General features: G+C 69.0%; 13 protein-coding genes. 3 read left to right on the forward strand and 10 right to left on the reverse strand.

What is annotated here, in order from left to right; translation table 11 throughout:
* Positions 1-36: 36 nt before the first annotated feature.
* From ABDZ95_RS03575 to ABDZ95_RS03585, 3 genes are all read right to left on the reverse strand, one after another.
* The gene (locus ABDZ95_RS03575; RefSeq protein WP_343790485.1) at positions 37-4887 is read right to left on the reverse strand and encodes an NAD-glutamate dehydrogenase; all 4851 of its coding nucleotides are present in this window, start codon (positions 4885-4887) and stop codon (positions 37-39) included.
* Between the two features lie 201 nt (positions 4888-5088).
* A complete protein-coding gene (locus tag ABDZ95_RS03580) occupies positions 5089-5931 on the reverse strand; it encodes an outer membrane protein (RefSeq protein WP_343790488.1) in 843 nt (280 codons plus the stop codon).
* 303 nt (positions 5932-6234) lie between these two features.
* The gene (locus ABDZ95_RS03585) at positions 6235-7383 is read right to left on the reverse strand and encodes an AI-2E family transporter (protein ID WP_343790491.1); all 1149 of its coding nucleotides are present in this window, start codon (positions 7381-7383) and stop codon (positions 6235-6237) included.
* Between the two features lie 108 nt (positions 7384-7491).
* Here ABDZ95_RS03585 and ABDZ95_RS03590 point away from each other — a divergent pair, with 108 nt between their 5' ends.
* Positions 7492-9069, forward strand: a complete 1578-nt coding sequence (locus ABDZ95_RS03590; protein WP_343790494.1) for a helicase HerA-like domain-containing protein — start codon at positions 7492-7494, stop codon at positions 9067-9069.
* Positions 9066-9509 carry a hypothetical protein gene (locus ABDZ95_RS03595; protein ID WP_343790497.1) on the forward strand — a complete coding sequence of 148 codons (444 nt, stop codon included), beginning with the start codon at positions 9066-9068 and terminating at the stop codon, positions 9507-9509. The genes ABDZ95_RS03590 and ABDZ95_RS03595 overlap by 4 nt, the downstream gene beginning before the upstream one ends.
* 95 nt (positions 9510-9604) lie before the next feature.
* Here ABDZ95_RS03595 and ABDZ95_RS03600 read toward each other — a convergent pair whose 3' ends face one another.
* Both ABDZ95_RS03600 and timA read right to left on the reverse strand, forming a co-directional pair.
* On the reverse strand, positions 9605-10732 hold the full coding sequence (locus ABDZ95_RS03600; RefSeq protein WP_343790500.1) for an MltA domain-containing protein: 1128 nt from the start codon (positions 10730-10732) through the stop codon (positions 9605-9607).
* 20 nt (positions 10733-10752) lie between these two features.
* A complete protein-coding gene (timA, locus tag ABDZ95_RS03605; RefSeq protein ID WP_343790503.1) occupies positions 10753-11385 on the reverse strand; it encodes a TIM44-related membrane protein TimA in 633 nt (210 codons plus the stop codon).
* Between the two features lie 199 nt (positions 11386-11584).
* Here timA and secB point away from each other — a divergent pair, with 199 nt between their 5' ends.
* On the forward strand, positions 11585-12100 hold the full coding sequence (gene secB, locus ABDZ95_RS03610; RefSeq protein ID WP_343790506.1) for a protein-export chaperone SecB: 516 nt from the start codon (positions 11585-11587) through the stop codon (positions 12098-12100).
* A 73-nt stretch (positions 12101-12173) separates the two neighbouring features.
* On the opposite strand, the gene dnaQ is transcribed toward secB, so the two are convergent.
* Genes dnaQ through ABDZ95_RS03635 form a run of 5 tightly spaced genes read right to left on the reverse strand, consistent with a single transcriptional unit; the run spans position 12174 to position 15803 of the window.
* Positions 12174-12890, reverse strand: a complete 717-nt coding sequence (gene dnaQ / locus ABDZ95_RS03615; RefSeq protein ID WP_343790509.1) for a DNA polymerase III subunit epsilon — start codon at positions 12888-12890, stop codon at positions 12174-12176.
* A gap of 15 nt (positions 12891-12905) precedes the next feature.
* Entirely contained in the window at positions 12906-13538 is a 633-nt protein-coding gene (gene coaE, locus ABDZ95_RS03620) for a dephospho-CoA kinase (RefSeq protein WP_343790512.1), read from the reverse strand.
* The gene (locus ABDZ95_RS03625; RefSeq protein WP_343790515.1) at positions 13535-14332 is read right to left on the reverse strand and encodes a shikimate dehydrogenase family protein; all 798 of its coding nucleotides are present in this window, start codon (positions 14330-14332) and stop codon (positions 13535-13537) included. The genes coaE and ABDZ95_RS03625 overlap by 4 nt, the downstream gene beginning before the upstream one ends.
* Positions 14329-14925, reverse strand: coding sequence for a Maf family protein (locus ABDZ95_RS03630; protein ID WP_343790518.1), 597 nt, complete (start codon positions 14923-14925; stop codon positions 14329-14331). Before ABDZ95_RS03630 ends, ABDZ95_RS03625 begins: the two co-directional genes overlap by 4 nt.
* A complete protein-coding gene (locus tag ABDZ95_RS03635; RefSeq protein WP_425542947.1) occupies positions 14919-15803 on the reverse strand; it encodes a pyruvate, water dikinase regulatory protein in 885 nt (294 codons plus the stop codon). The genes ABDZ95_RS03630 and ABDZ95_RS03635 overlap by 7 nt, the downstream gene beginning before the upstream one ends.
* Positions 15804-15897: the final 94 nt, after the last annotated feature.

Consider the following 15897-nt stretch of genomic DNA (forward strand, 5'->3'; position numbering starts at 1 on the left):
GGCCGGCAGATAGCCCGGCCGCCTTTCAACACATCGTCAGATCGCAGACGAAGCGATCTCGCGAATGGCGCTGTTCGCGATCGTCAGCTTGGCGAAGGTCCAGCCCGAGCCCGAGGACTCGATCTCGTCCACCGAGGCGCGCACACCCTCGACGGTGACCTGACGCGAGCCGATCCAGGCGTCGACAGCCTTCTCGGCCGTTTCCTCGCTGGCGCCGACCGAGGCGTTGGACGCCTTGGCCACCGCGCGGGTCAGGGCCATCTGCTCGCCCATCAGATCCTGGATCAGGCGACGGACGGCCAGACGGTCGAAGTGATCCGCCGACGGCACATTTCCGGCGGCCGCGCGCAGGCGGTCGAAGTCGAAAGCCGCGCCGACCTGGTGGTACAGCATGGCCATCGCCGGTTCCGGCCAGCCGGCCTCGCGGGCCAGATCGCCGATGTCCGCCGTGGCGACCAGCGGACGCAGCATGGCGAAGTCGCGCGCCATCTCATCCGAGGCGCCCAGAGCCGTGAAGGCCTGGATGCGGGCCTCGAACCGGCCCTGTTCGAACCGCGACAGCACCGAGGCGCCGGCCGAGCGCAGGGCGTCGGCGGCCGGACGGTAGGCGGCGATCAGGCTGTCGACGGTCGCACCCGCCTGCATGGCGCGGCGGGCCAGCCAGAAGGTCTGGCGACGCAGGACGGTGGCGATCTCGGTGTAGAGGGCGGTCTGCGCGTCGGCCGGGATCTTCAGGTCCAGCGCCGACACGGCGTCCCAAGCCTCGTCGAGACGGAAGACCTGACGCGCCGCCTCGAAGGCGATGACCATGGCCCCGGTATCGCACTGGGCCGAGTAGCGCAGGCGTTCCGGGAAGGTCGCGCCGCACATGTTCACGATCTCGTTCGACAGGATGGTCGAGATGATCTCGCGACGCAGGCGGTGGCGCTGCATGTCGGCCTCGAACTTCGCCAGCGGAGCCGGGAAGTAGCGGACGAGGGTCTGTTTGAAGAAAGCGTCGTCCGGCGCGGCCGAACCGACGACCTCGTCGAACAGCTCCAGCTTGGAGTAGGCGGTCAGCACCGCCAGTTCCGGTCGGGTCAGCGGCGTCTGGGCCGCCTTCATCTCGACCAGCTTCAGATCGTCCGGCAGGCCCTCCACCTTGCGGTCCAGCTTACCCTTTGATCCGAGCCACTGCATGAACCGCTGCTGGGCGTCGAGCGCGCCCGCGCCCTCGGCCTGCTGCAGGGTCAGGGCCAGGGTCTGGTCGTAGTTGTGCACCAGCACCTTCAGCCCGACCTCATCGGTCATCGAGGCCAGCAGGGCGTTGCGATCCTCCGACTTCAGCGCGCCCGAACCGATGGCCGCGCCGGTCAGGATCTTGATGTTCACCTCGTGGTCGGAAGAGTCCACGCCGGCCGAGTTGTCGATGGCGTCGGTGTTGATCCGGCCGCCGGCGCGCGCGAAGGCGATCCGGCCCGCCTGGGTCAGACCCAGGTTGGCGCCCTCGCCGATGACCTTGGCCCGCACCTCGCCGCCGTCCACGCGGATGGCGTCATTGGCCTTGTCGCCGACCTGGGCGTCCGTCTCGTTCGGCGCCTTCACATAGGTGCCGATGCCGCCGAAATAGAGCAGCTCGACCGGGGCCAGCAGGATGGCCTTCATCAGGGTCGCCGGATCGACGACGTCCTCCTGGATGTCCAGCGCAGCCTTGATCTCGGGGCTCAGCTCGATCGACTTGGCCGAGCGCGGGAAGATGCCGCCGCCCTTGGAGATCTTCGACGTGTCGTAGTCCTGCCAGGACGAGCGCGGCAGTTTGAACATCCGGTCCCGCTCGACCCACGACGAGGCGGGATCCGGGGTCGGGTCGATGAAGATGTCGCGGTGGTCGAAGGCGGCCACCAGCTTGATGGCCTTGGACAGCAGCATGCCGTTGCCGAACACGTCGCCCGACATGTCGCCCACGCCGGCCACGGTGAAGGGCTCGGACTGGATGTCCTTGCCCTCCTCGCGGAAGTGCCGCTTCACGGCCTCCCAGGCGCCGCGGGCGGTGATGCCCATGACCTTGTGGTCGTAGCCGACCGAACCGCCCGACGCGAAAGCGTCGTCCAGCCAGAAGCCGTAGGAGGCCGACACGCCATTGGCGATGTCCGAGAAGGTCGCCGTGCCCTTGTCGGCGGCGACGACCAGATAGGGGTCGTCGCCTTCCCAGCGGACCACGTTCTGCGGCGGAACCACGCCACCGTCGGCGTTGATGTTGTCGGTGATGTCCAGCAGGCCCGACAGGAAGGTCTTGTAGGCGCGGATCGCCTCGGCCTGCTGCGCATCGCGGTCGCCGCCGGCGCGCACGATGCCGGCCAGCATCTTCGGATAGAAGCCGCCCTTCGAACCGACCGGCACGATGACGGCGTTCTTCACCTGCTGGGCCTTCACCAGACCCAGAACCTCGGTGCGGAAGTCGTCTCGACGATCCGACCAGCGCAGGCCACCGCGCGCGACCGGGCCGAAGCGCAGGTGCACGCCCTCGATGTGCGGCGCCCAGACGAAGATCTCGCGGAACGGCTTGGGCAGCGGCAGGTCGGCCAGCTCGCGCGAGGCGATCTTGATCGAGATGTGCGCCTTCGGCTCGCCGTCAATGCGCTGGTAGTAGTTGGTCCGCTTGATCGCCTGCACCAGCAGGGCGATGCGACGCAGCGCCTTGTCATGGTCGAGGCTCTTCACGTCCTGAAGCAGGTCGTTGATGTGCGTAACGAGGTCGGTCACCGCCGCCTCGCGCGCGGCCGCATCCCCGGCCTGGGCCGGATCGAACTTGGCGGCGAAGAGGGCCAGGATCGCCCGGGCCACGGTCGGATAGTCGCGCAGCGCCTCTTCCTGCACCGCCTGCGACGGATCCAGACCTGTCTGCTGGCGATAACGGGCAAGGGTGCGGATAAGGGCCGCCTCGCGCCATTCGACGCCGAGCTCGATGACCAGGCGGTTGAAACCGTCGCTCTCGGTCCGGCCGGTCCAGACGGCCTCGAAGGCCGACTCGAACGGATCGCGCACCGCGTCGAAGCTGAGGTCGCCGCCGCGCGGGTCCTCCATCAGGAATTCGTGGACGTGGATCTCGTCCGCGCCGGTCGGCTTCAGGGCGTAGCCCCATTCCTCCAGCGTCTTCAGGCCCATGTCGGCGAGGATCGGCAGCACGTCCGACAGCGGCACGGCCGAGCCGCGGCGATACAGCTTGAAGCGGAAGTTCAGCGGACCGTCGCGCTCCGAGCGGAAGGCGCGCACCTGCACCGGCTCGCCGCCGTCGTTCTGGCCCGAGGCGTTCAGGCGGTCGGCGGCCATCAGGTCGCGCACGCTCTCGGCGGCGTCGTAGCGGTCGCGGTAGCCCGCGCCGAAGGCGTCGGCCCAGCGGGCGCTCATCGGGCCGACGGCGACGTCGTCGACGTCAGCAGCGCGCAGGGCGCTCTCGAAGCGATCGATCCAGCTGCGGCCCGCCTCGGCCACCTCGGTCTCAAGCGCGGCATTATCCGGGCACGGATGATTGCCCGGCTCGACGCCAATGATGTAGTGGATGCGGACCAGCGGCTGGTCCGACAGCTGCGGATACCAGGCCGACAGGCGACCGCCCCAGGCACGGGCCAGGATCGCGCCGATCCGCTCGCGCACCGAGGCCTCGAACCGCTCGCGCGGGATGAAGGCCAGCACCGACACGAACCGGTCGAACGGGTCCTTGCGGGTGAAGATCTTGATCCGCGGGCGGTCGTTCAGGTGCAGGATGCCCAGGGCGATCTGCAGCAGCTCGTCCTCGCCGATCTGGAAGAGCTCGTCGCGCGGATAGTTCTCGAGGATGTTCTTCAGCCGCTTGTAGCTGTGCGTGCCCTCGACCTTGCCGGCCCGCTCCAGCGCGTTCTTCACCTTGCGGCGGATCAACGGCACCTCGTGCGCGGCCTTATCGTAGGCCTCGGCGGTGAACAGGCCGACGAAGCGGGTCTCGCCCGACGCCCGGCCGTCCGGCCCGAAGCGCTTGACGCCGACATAGTCCATGTAGGCCCGGCGGTGGACGCGCGAGCGGATGTTGGCCTTGGCCACCGTCACCGGCTCGCTCAGATCCAGCTGGCGCTTCATCTGGCGGGTCAGCACGGCGGGTTCGCTGGCGCGGCGCAGCACGGCGCGCTCCGGATCGACCAGCACGCCCAGCCCCTCGCCCGACTGCGATAGCGGCGCCTCGGCCTCGTAGTCGCCGTCGGTCGTGCGCGGATAGTCGTAGTCGCGGGCGCCGAGGAAGACGAAGTGATCCGACGCCAGCCAGCGCAGGAAGGCCAGGTTCTCGGCCCGCACCTCCGGATCGGCGTCGCCGGTGGACTTCTCGAGATCCGCGATCGACCTGTCGATCAGGGCCTTCATGGCCGCGTGGTCGGTCACGGCGGTGCGGACGTCGTTCAGGGTCGTGGCCAGGGCCTCGCCCAGGGCGTCGCGGCGCTCCTGCGGCAGCGAGTCCAGCACCACGACGATGATCGAGGTCCGGCCCGCGCCGGCGTCCACGATCGGGTGGAACATCGAGCGGACGGTCACGCCGGCCTCGGCCAGCTCGCCCATCACGCTGTCGACCAGGAAGGGCCGGTCGTCCTGCACCAGGGTCACGGCGTCATAGCCGGCCGCGCCCGCCACCGGGCTGACGCTGATCCGCGCCGGGCCACCGCGCACGTTCTCGCTGGCCGAGGTCCAGGCCGAGGCCAGCAGGCCGCCCAGCTCGGCCGCGCCCAGTTCGGGGATCTCGTCGGCGGCGTAGTCTTCGAACACCTGGGCGACAAACGCCTTTTCGGCCGCGCCGGGCGGCTTGCCGATCGCGGCTGCGAAGCTGCCTTCCAGCGCCTCCAGGGTGATCACCTGAGGGAGCGGTTGGGCTTTATCGCCGGACATGGACAGGTCTCGTATGGACGCGGTCTCTTACGGACCGCCGGAGGGGGTTCAAACTAGGCGCCTTTGCCGACACGGCAAGGCGTCAGTGTGGCAGGGTTTGACTAGGCCAGCCGAAGCGCTGCGGGAACCCCCCAAAACGCACGACGCCGGCCCCCTTTCGGAGACCGGCGTCGGTTATCAGTGATCAGTCTCGAGGACGGATCAGAAGCGGACGTTCATGCCGATGCGCAGCGCATGCAGTTCCATCGAGTCATTGCTGCGCGTCATGTCCGTGCCGGCGGTGTTCGGCGGCAGGATGAAGGGGTTGGTCGCCGGCGTCGTGCCGGTGTTGCCCACGCGAATGACGTGATCGCCCGGCGTCAGGTCGGTGTAGAGATACTCGCCGACCAGCGAGAGACCCGGAGCCAGACGCCACTCCATGCCGGCGCCCAGCTGGAAGCCGTCGGCGTCGTCCTCGTCCGACTGCACGACAAAGCTGTTCGCCGTATTGGTCGTGCGGAAGGTGTTGCGGATCTTCCCGTAGGCCGGACCGCCGGTCACGTAATACAGGCCCGAGCCCGCCGCGAAGCCGACGCGGGCGCGCAGGGCGGCCATGCTCTCGAGCTCGCGACCGAACACATAGTTGGCCGGGGTCGAGCTGAACGAGGTCACGGTGTCGGTCAGGCTGACCGCGCTCCACTCGCCGACCACGCCGGCGACGATGCCGTTGCCGAACTGCCAGTCATAGCCGGCGCGAATGCCGGCCTCGACGCCACGATCGTCCTTGTTGCAGCCGCCGGCGAACTCGTTCGTCGTGGCCGCGCCGTCGCAGCGACCCGGCGCGAAGGCGTCTGCGCCGCCCGAAGTGAAGACGGTGTCGTCGAAGTCGCCATCGAAGTCGCGGTCGAAGATCAGGGTCTCGCCGGCCTGCTCGTTGTTGTCGATCACGCCGCCGTAGATGCCGATGTACGGGCCCGACCAGTCGGTCGAGGACTGGGCCAGGGCGGGAGCGGCGACGCCGGCCATCAGCAGGGCCAGGGAAGCGGTCGGAAGGATGTGTTTCATTTGCTTCAGCTTTCAGGGGGAAATCTGAAGCGCTCAACGGCCGCGCCCGTCGACACGTTCCGGGGCCGGACGACCGCGTCTGGCGACTGTGGCGCCAAAGACGCTATTAATCGGTGATGGATCGCCGTTCCGGAAACAACAAAGCCGCCGAACTTGCGTCCGGCGGCCTGCTGAAGATCGACGCCCAGGAGGGGGAGGGTTGGCGCCGAACTCTAACGCCACGGCCTTGGGGGAGGGGGAGGGGCCGTGGCGACAGGGATGAGATAGGCGCCGGTTGTGACCAATCAAGGGCAGGTCGCCCCCTCACCGGGCCTTTGTCTGCGGCGGGTTGACGCGGCGACGCTTGGCGGGGGTTTTTGGCGCTGGCGTCTCGGCGTCGGGCGGATTGGGCTGGGCATAGGGCTCGCCGTCGCCGGACAACAGAATGGCCATCCAGCGCGAGCCTTTGAACTCCGCCAGAATGGCCATGGCCATCACCGCCAGAGGGGTCGACAGGAACATGCCGACCACGCCCCACACCTTGCCCCAGAAGGCCAGGGCCAGCAGCACCACCACCGGATCGATGTTCTGGTTGTCGCCCTGCATGCGCGGCTGGATGAAGTTGCCGCTGATGAAGAGGATCGCCTGCAACCCGCCCAGCAGGATCGCCGCGGGCCAGTAGCTCTCGAACTGCACCAGGGCGAACAGGGGCGGGGCCAGGCCCGCGATCGCCCCGCCCAGCACCGGAATGAAGCCGACGATGAAGATGACGAAGGTCCAGAACTCTGCGTTCTGCAGGCCCACGATCCGCATCAGGATCCATGCGGCGGCGCAGATCATCACGCCAGTCACGGTCTGGACCCACAGATAGCCCTCGACGCCGCCGCGCACCCGCTGGAACACCTCCAGCGCCTCGGCGCGCGCGCCGCGATCCGGGAACATGGTCACCAGCTTGCGCCGGAAGCCGCTCTGCGACGCCAGCAGGAAGCCGAGATAGATCATCACGAAGATGGCCCCGGTCACCACGCCTTGGGCCTGACCGGCCACCTGCATCAGATAGCCACGCACGTCGATCTGGGCGATCAGGTCGGTCAGGGTCGGGGGCGTGGTTACACCCACCAGCCTTGAGGCGTCGGCAAGGATCTGGTCGATCCGCGGCCCGATGCTGGCCGAAACGCCCGAGGCGTCGCTGAAGAAGCCGTAGGCTCCATTCACGATGAAGGCGATCGAGGCGATGAAGCCCAGCACCACCAGCAGCAGGGCGGCGATGCCCGCCATGTGGTCCGGCAGGTTGGTCCGCTGCTCGATCGTGCGCTTCACGCCATCAATCATGATCAGCAGGAAGATGGCCATGGCCAGCGGCGTCAGGATGTCGGCCATCCAGTAGACGGCCGCGCCCACCGCCACGACGGCGATGGCCACCATGGCGTTGCGGGCGACGCTGGAGGTCGGGATCTGGATGGGCGGCTTCATAGCCATATGGTCAAGGTCGCCGTCGTTCCCGTCAATCGCGCCGCGTTCACACTTGAACGGTAAGGCTCGCGGGTAGAGCATGAGCGCCGATCCCTTCCCGGAGTTCCCATGACCGACGTCACGCCCGGCCTGTTTCTCGGCCAGTCCATGGATGCCGACGCCTCCGCCCAGACCCTTCTGTTCAAGCGGGCCAACCGCCACGGGGTGGTCGCCGGCGCGACGGGCACCGGCAAGACAGTGACCCTGCAGATCATGGCCCAGGGCTTTTCCGACGCCGGGGTCCCGGTCTTCTGCGCCGACGTGAAGGGCGACCTGTCCGGCATCGCCGTGGCGGGATCACCCAACGAGAAACTGCTGGCCCGCGCCCAGGGGATGGGCCTGACGCTGACCCCGAAGGCCGCCCCGACCGTCTTCTGGGACCTGTATGGTCAGAAGGGCCATCCGATCCGCACCACCGTGAGCGAGATCGGCCCGGTGCTGCTGGCGCGCATGTTGAACCTCAACGACGTGCAGGAGGGCGTGCTGTCGGTGGTCTTCCATGTCGCCGACAAGGAAGGCCTGCTGCTGCTCGATCTCGACGACCTGCGCTCCATGCTGGTCTACGTCGGCGAGAACGCCGAGCGGATCGGCCGCGAGGTCGGCAATGTCGCCCCCGCCTCCATCGCCGCCATCCAGCGCGCCCTGCTCCAGCTCGAGCAACAGGGCGGCGACGCCTTCTTCGGCGAACCGGCCCTGCGGCTCGAGGACATGATGCGCACCGGCCTTGACGGCCGGGGCCAGGTCAATGTGCTGGATGCCACCCGCCTGATGAACAGCCCGCGCCTGTACGCGGCCTTCCTGCTGTGGCTGCTGTCCGAGCTGTTCGAGCAGCTTCCCGAGGTCGGCGACCCGGACAAGCCGCGTCTGGTCTTCTTCTTCGACGAAGCCCACCTGCTGTTCAACGACACGCCGGCGGCCCTGCGCGAGAAGGTCGAGCAGGTCGTGCGCCTGATCCGCTCCAAGGGCGTGGGCGTCTATTTCGTCACCCAGAATCCGGCCGACATTCCCGACAGCGTGCTGGCCCAGTTGGGCAACCGCATCCAGCATGCCCTGCGCGCCTACACCCCCTCCGAGCAGAAGGGGCTCAAGGCGGCGTCCGAGAGCTTTCGCGCCAATCCGGCGTTCAACACCGCCGAGGCCATCCAGGGCTTGGGCGTCGGCGAGGCGCTGGTGTCCATTCTCGACGACAAGGGCGCACCGACGGTGGTCGCCCGCACCGCCATCCGGCCGCCGGACAGCCGTCTGGGGCCGGCGACCGACGCCGAGCGCGCCCAGATCATGGCCGCCAGCCCGGTACGAGGCCTCTACGATACCGTCGTCGACCGCGAGTCCGCCGAGGAAATCCTCGCCGCCCGCCGGGGCGAGGCCGATCAGGCCGCCGCCGACGCCAAACTGGCAGAGGCCAAGGCGAAAGCCGACGCCGCCGCTGCGAAGGACGCCGAGAAAGCCGCCGCCGCCCATGCGAAGGAACAGGCGAAGGCGCAGGCCCAGTACGAACGCGAGGCCGCCCGCACCCGCGCGCCCGCCCGTCGCTCGACCCGCGAAACCCCCGTCGAGGCCATGACCAAATCCGTCCTGCGCACCGCCGGCTCTACCCTGACCCGCGAGCTGCTTCGCGGGGTGCTGGGCGGGTTGCGGCGGCGGTGAGCCTCATCCCCGAAGCTTTGGCGGAGGATCTGGAAGGTCTGGCGCGGCTGAGCCGTCGGGATGCATCTCTCTGGATCGATCGCCTGAACGTGTGGGACTCACGCCACGAGCTGCCACCCTCAAGGACGCTCGATCTCGTCGCGCTCTGGATCGCCCGGGGTTTTGATGACGATCGCCTGTCGTTCGAGGTCGCCGGCGTTCTCATCAATGAGGTCTATGGTGCGGTCGTGATGACCGACCATATGCGCTATCGCCAGCTCCGCTCGATCAGGCATCTGAACCAGCCTCCGAAACGATCTCTCCCCGCCGACGGCGAGGAGCCGTTCTGGTGGCGGGTCTATCTCGCCTTCGACGCCGGTGAGTTCCATCGGCTTCCCGACGAGGACCCGGTCGAGGCCCATACCCGTCCGCTGGTCCGGCAACTGCTCGGGGACACCTGAACTGAAACCCCTCCACCATGCGGTGGGGCTCGACCGATCGCCCGCGCCTCGCCTGTCAGGGCGTCGACAACCAGCTCGTCCGCCAGCAGTAGCGTTCAGTTCGCGACCGGAACCAGCCGCCACATCCGCAAGGGATGCCGAACGGCCCCGGCCTCCTCGCCCGCCGCGTCGCCCCGGCCCATGTAGAGGTCGGCGCGGACCGGCCCACGGATCGCCGAGCCGGTGTCCAGCGCCACCACCACGCCCTGATAGCTGCCGCGCGCGCCGGCCAGATTGCCGCCGTCGGCGCTGATCCAGACCAGATCGCCATAGCGCCAGTGGCCCGGATCGACCGCGATCGAGCGCCGGGCGGGCAAGGGAATCCCCGCGGCGCCGGACGGGTCGCCGCCGTCGTCGGCGTCCATCGCAAAGAAGATGTAGCGCGGGTTCAGCGCCATCACCGCCCGCGCCTCGGCCCCGCGATGCGCGGCCAGCCAGCCCCGGATCGCCTCGCCCGAGGTGCCGTTCTGCGGCAGTAGCCCCTGCTGCGCCATCGGTCGGGCGATGCCGACGAAGGTCTGGCCATTGTCCGCCGCATAGGCGGCCCGGGCCTTTCCACCGTCCTCGAAGGTCAGATAGCCCGAGCCCTGGATCTGCATGAAGAAAAGGTCCTCGGCCCGCATCCAGGCCAGGGTCCGCGTCGGCGGATTCGCCTCGATCTCCGCGCGCGGCGGCAGAGTCTGGCCGCGCCGCCAGCCGGCCGGCGCGGCCAGAACCGGCGCGTCGAACTCGGCCGTCCGCTCGCGCCGCGCCGGGTACTCGGGCGCGAAATAGGAGGTCAGCAGGCCGGGCCGGCCGTCATCCGTCCGCGCCGGCACGGCGACAAAGCCGTTCTCGAGGAAGGCCCGCGCCAGCGACGGCGTCACCGGCCGCGACGTCTGGCGGATGTGCTGCGCCTCCGCGCACTGGATACGGGCCGCATTCCCGCCGGCGATCCGGCAGGCGTCGGCGAAGGCGTTGAAGGCCGCGAGATGATCCTCGTCATTCCAGCCGGGCAGGCTTGTCAGACTGGCGGCGCCCCGCGGCGGGGGAGCCGGAGGCGCAATGACCGGCACGTCGGGGTGTGGCGCGGGGCCGGGCGCCGGGGCAGGGACTGTTGGCGAAGTCGGGACCGGCGCGGTCGCGCAGGCCGCCAGCAGGGCGGTCAGCGCGACAAGGACGATCGAGGAGCGGACGGACAACACTACGCGTCCCTCGGTTTGGATCAGGCCGTGGCGGCTTCGGTGCGGGACAGGACCCAGTTCGGATCGGCGGCGCCCAGCGCGCGTTCGAAGGTCCAGATCTCGGCCACGCGGCGCTCCTCGATCGCCTCCTCGCCCTCGCCGGCCGGCTTCACGCGGTTGCGCAGTTCGGCCAGGAAGCGGACGCGGGTGATGGCGCGGTTCTCGACGGCGGTGGCCTCTTCCAGATCCGCGCGCGGCGGGTGGACGAACTCGGTCGTCTCGGTGTCGCCGCGGGTCTCGCGGGCGGCGATGCCGGCCTCGAACGAGGCCATGACGGCCGGGGTCAGCAGGGGCTTCAGCGTCTCGCGATCGCCTTGGGCATAGGCGCTGACGATGGTCTCGTAAGCCTGGCGGGCGCCTTCGAGGAAGCGGTTGGGGTCGAACGACGGGTCGCGGGCGCGCAGGCCGGCGATCGAGGCCAGGGTCACGGCGTCCAGAACATTGGCGCGCTGGGCTGCGGCGGCCTCGGGTGTTCCGGGGGCGGGCGCGGCCTGAGCCGGCTTGGGATTATCCTCGGGCTGGCGCCCCACCTTCTTGCCCAGCACATTGTAGAGCTGGAAAAGCACGAAGGCGGCGATCACCGCGAAGATGACGATCTGGACCTGGACCGGCACGAGGCATCCTTGACTGGCGCGCCTGCGGATCGCCGGCGCGTGATGACGATTACGGGCTGATATAGGGCCGCGCAAGGCGAAGGGGACCCCCGCTTCGGCGAGCGTCGTTGCCGCAGGGGGCCTCGCGTGGTAGTCGCCCCGCCTTCCGGACCGTCCATGGGGGGCCGTCCGAACCCGATTTTCAGACTGTATTCGACTCATGACCGACGCCGCTCCTCCCGCAGAAACCAACGCCGAAAACGGCGCCCAGGGTTCCGCCGGCCCTGCTGGCCCGGGCTTCCGCATCGTCGCCCAGTACGTGAAGGATCTGTCCTTCGAGAACCCCAAGGCGCCGGACAGCCTGCGCGTCGACGGCCGCCCGCAGATCGACATGGGCGTCGAGATGAACGCCCAGGGCCGTCAGGACGGTCTGTTCGAGGTCGAGCTGCGTCTGACCATCAAGGCCACCACCGACGCCATGACTGTCTTCAACGTCGAGCTGGTCTATGGCGGCCTGTTCGCCCTGCAGGGCGTGTCGGAGCAGGACATCGAGCCGCTGCTGCTCATCGAGTGCCCGCGCTACATGTTCCCGTTCGCCCGCGAGATCGTGGCCCGCGCCACCTCGGACGGCGGCTTCTACCCGCCGTTCATGCTCGACCCGATCGACTTCGCCGCCATCTACGTCTCGCGCCAGCAGCAGATCGCCCGCGGTCCGGCTGACTCCGGTCAAGCCTGAGGTTCGAGGGATTGGGGATCAGGGATTGGTCGAGACCATCGGCCCCCTAATCCCCAATCCCTGTCCCTAATCCCTACGCTTCGGCTTCCAGCCGAAGCCCGTAGCCTTCCCACAGCGAACGGTCCTTCAGCGTCTTCAGCAGGAAGGCCGCATGGGCGGCTCGCTCCTCCTCGGTCGAGCGATCCGCCAGCGGACGGGGCCGCGCGCCATAACCGCCGGTCACGGCCGCCACCGCCGTCGAGGCGACGCGTGTCGTGGCCAGGTCCAGCCGCCGCTCCTTGCCGCCACGCAGCTCCAGATACACCTCGGCCAGCAGCCGGGCGTCGATCAGGGCGCCGTGATAGGTCCGGTCCGACAGGCTGATCTTGAAGCGCTTGCACAGCGCATCCAGCGAGTTGGCCATGCCCGGAAACTTCTTCTGGGCCAGCTGCAGGCTGTCGATCCAGCGCGCCTCTTCCAGCAGCGGATGGCTGCAGCGGGTGCATTCCGCATCGATGAAGTTGCGGTCGAACTGGGCGTTGTGGGCGATCACCGGCGCGTCGCCGATGAAGGCCATCAGATCCCCGACCACCTCGTGGAATTTCGGCGCGTCCTTGACCTTGTCGTCCGTGATGCCGTGCACCCGGATCGCATCGGGCGGGATCAACCGCTCGGGGTTCACATAGGTGTGGTAGGTCCGCCCCGTCGGCAGCAGATCCATGATCTCGATACAGCCGACCTCGATCAGCCGGTCGCCGGTCTTCGGGTCGAAGCCGGTCGTTTCGGTATCGAGGACGATTTCGCGGGACATGGCCCCTTAATGGGGTCATTCGGGGCGGTGCGAAAGACCACGGCGGGGCGCCGTCCAGTCCGGCGACAGGACTGTCCCCACGATTTCGACGACCTGGGCCCGCGCCGCCTCCAGCCCCCGGCCGGTATCGACGATGAAGTCCGCGCGGCGGCGCTTCTCGGCGTCGGGAACCTGCCGGGCGAGGATGGCCTCGAACCGCTCGCGGGTCATGCCGGGTCTGGCCAGCACGCGCTGCGTCTGCACCGCCGGATCGGCGGTCACCACCACCACCGCATCGACCGCCGCTTCGCCGCCGGTCTCGAACAACAAAGGGATATCCAGCACCGCCAGCTTCACGCCCCGCGCCTCGGCCTCCGCCAGATCCTCCAGCCGGCCCTTGAGCACAAGCGGATGGACGATGGCCTCGAGCTTACGAAAGGCCTGATCGTCCCGCCCCAGCGCTTCGGCCAGCCGGGCCCGGTCCACGGCGCCGTCCACGACCACGCCGGGAAAGGCTTCCTTGATCGGCGCCACGGCCTCACCATCCTTGGCGTACAGCCGATGCACCGCCTCGTCGGCGTTCCAGGTCAGGGCGCCCGCCTCGGCGAACATGGCCGCCGTGGTCGATTTGCCCATGCCGATGGAGCCGGTCAGTCCCAGAACGATCATCCGGCCTCTCCCAGCACCGCCAGCGCCTTCGCCCGCACATCCACCGCCGGCGGCGCCCGTCCGAACAGGGCCTCGAACGACGGGACCGCCTGGCCGATCAGCATGGCCAATCCGTCAACGATGGTCAGCCCCCGCGCCCGGGCTTCCGCGAGGAAGGGCGTGATCAGCGGCCGGTAGGTCATGTCCATCACCACAGCATCGGCCTGCAGCGCCGCCAGATCGATTTCCGGCCGGACGCTCAGCGCATTCACGACCAGAGCGGCGTCGCCGAGCGCATCAACGTCGACGACCGAGACGCCCAGATCGCCCGCCAGAACTTCGGCCCGCGCCCGGGTCCGGTTCAGAATTCCCACCGACGCGCGCGCATCCCGCAGCGCCGCCGCCGCCGCCCGCGCCGCACCGCCCGCGCCCAGGATCACCGCCGACCGCCCGGCGACATCCAGCCCCGGCGCCTGCTCGGCCAAGGCCCCCAGAAGGCCCCGACCGTCGGTGCTGTCGGCGAACACTCGCCCGCCCTCGAACACCAGAAGATTGGCCGAACCGCAGTCCCGCGCCGTGGCGCTGACCTCGTCCGCCAGCGCCAGAGCCTGCTCCTTGAACGGCGAGGTGACATTCAGGCCCCGCATTCGGCCCGCCCCGACCTCGCCGACCAGCGCCTCGAATCCGGTCTCGTCTTCAGGACCAAAGGCCTCATAGGTCGCGTCCAGCCCCGCCGCCTCGATCCAGGCGGAGTGGAGCAGGGGGCTCAGGGAGTGAGCGATGGGCTGACCGGCGACCCCGGCTCTGATCGTCACGTCGCCAGCACGCCGGCGCGGCGCAGTTCGGCCAGCACCGGCCACAGCGGCAGGCCCAGAACCGTGAAATAGTCACCGTCCACCGCCTCGAACAGCTGCGACCCCATGCCCTCCAGCTGGTAAGAGCCTACGGACGTCAGCAGCACCTCGCCCTCCGCCGCGAGATAGGCGTCGAGGAAGGCGTCAGAGAAACTCCGCATCCGCATGTCGACGCTGTCGACGCCCGACCAGACGATCTGGCCCTTGTGCGCCAGCGCCGCGCCGGAATGCAGCTGGTGCGCCTTGCCACGCATGGACTGCAGTCGGGTCCGGGCCTCGGCCATCGACCTGGCCTTGGAGACCAAGCCGCCGTCGAAGGCCAGGGTCTGGTCCGCGCCCAGCACCCAGGCGTCGGGGTCGTGCCGCGACACCGCCAGCGCCTTCACGCGCGCCAGCTCGACGGCCAGTCCCGCCCGGTCGGCCGGGTCGTGCACCGCCTTGACCGCGTCCTCGTCCACATCGGCGACGTGGATGGAGAAGGCCACGCCGGCCCCCTCCAGCATCGCCCGCCGCGCCGCGCTCTTCGACGCCAGAACCAGCCGTTCGCTCACCATGTCGCGGCCATCCGGCGGGTCCGGTTCTCGTTCAGGACGTTGATGATCGCCGCCGCGGTCTCCTCGACCGAACGACGGGTCACGTCGATGACCGGCCAGCCGCGGCGCTCGAAGGCCCGGCGCGCCTTGACCGTCTCGTCTCGGACGGCGTCATGATCCACATAGTCGCTGGCCCGGCTGGCGTTCAGCCCGTCCAGGCGGTTGCGGCGGATCTGCACCAGACGATCGGGCGAGACCGTCAGGCCGATGACCAGCGGGTTCTTCAGCGCCGTCAGCCGCTCTCCATCCTCCTGTCCCGGCACCAGAGGCACATTGGCCGCCCGGATGCCGCGATGGGCCAGATAGATGCAGGTCGGGGTCTTGGACGTCCGCGACACGCCGCACAGGACGACGTCGGCGCCTTCCAGCTGCTCGGTCGTGCCCTGTCCGTCGTCGTGGGCCATGGCGAAGTCCAGCGCGGCGATGCGGTTGAAATAGTCGGTATCCAGCGCGTGCTGGGCGCCGACCCGCGTCGACAGGGCCGCGCCCAAGTATCGGGACAGAGCTCCAACAAGCGGGTCCAGCGCCGCGATCTGCGGCATGTCCAGCTTACGGCAGCCTTCCTCCAGCTGCTCCCGCAGGTCGCGATCGACCAGGGTGTGCAGAACCACGCCCGGGGCCGCGGCGATTTCCTCCAGCACCCGTTCCATCTGCCGGTCCGAGCGGACCAGGGCGTAGATGTGCTCGATAGGGATGACACCGTCGAAACGGGCCACCACGGCCTTGGCCATGGCGTTCAGCGTCTCGCCCGTGGAGTCCGAAACCAGATGCACATGGAAGTAGGTGGCCAGCCGGCCGGCGGGGCGCGGAGTCATGTGGACGGACTCGTCGGCGACCATGGCATGGCGGAAAGACTCCTGTGGACTGCGCCGGGCGCCGTTTGCGGACGACCCTGTGGCCGAACCTATAGCGCCGCCCGGTTTGCGTCGCGAG

It is taken from the genome of Brevundimonas kwangchunensis (genome assembly GCF_039523815.1).
Taxonomy (GTDB): Bacteria; Pseudomonadota; Alphaproteobacteria; order Caulobacterales; family Caulobacteraceae; genus Brevundimonas; species Brevundimonas kwangchunensis.

Excerpts from the sequence above, each read along its gene's own strand:
- coaE (WP_343790512.1), bottom strand. The coding sequence starts at position 13,538 with ATGATCGTTCTGGGACTGACCGGCTCCATCGGCATGGGCAAATCGACC.
- ABDZ95_RS03580 (WP_343790488.1), bottom strand. The coding sequence starts at position 5,931 with ATGAAACACATCCTTCCGACCGCTTCCCTGGCCCTGCTGATGGCCGGC.
- dnaQ (WP_343790509.1), bottom strand. The coding sequence starts at position 12,890 with ATGTCCCGCGAAATCGTCCTCGATACCGAAACGACCGGCTTCGACCCG.
- secB (WP_343790506.1), top strand. The coding sequence starts at position 11,585 with ATGACCGACGCCGCTCCTCCCGCAGAAACCAACGCCGAAAACGGCGCC.
- ABDZ95_RS03590 (WP_343790494.1), top strand. The coding sequence starts at position 7,492 with ATGACCGACGTCACGCCCGGCCTGTTTCTCGGCCAGTCCATGGATGCC.
- ABDZ95_RS03630 (WP_343790518.1), bottom strand. The coding sequence starts at position 14,925 with ATGGTGAGCGAACGGCTGGTTCTGGCGTCGAAGAGCGCGGCGCGGCGG.
- ABDZ95_RS03585 (WP_343790491.1), bottom strand. The coding sequence starts at position 7,383 with ATGAAGCCGCCCATCCAGATCCCGACCTCCAGCGTCGCCCGCAACGCC.
- ABDZ95_RS03635 (WP_425542947.1), bottom strand. The coding sequence starts at position 15,803 with ATGGTCGCCGACGAGTCCGTCCACATGACTCCGCGCCCCGCCGGCCGG.
- ABDZ95_RS03575 (WP_343790485.1), bottom strand. The coding sequence starts at position 4,887 with ATGTCCGGCGATAAAGCCCAACCGCTCCCTCAGGTGATCACCCTGGAG.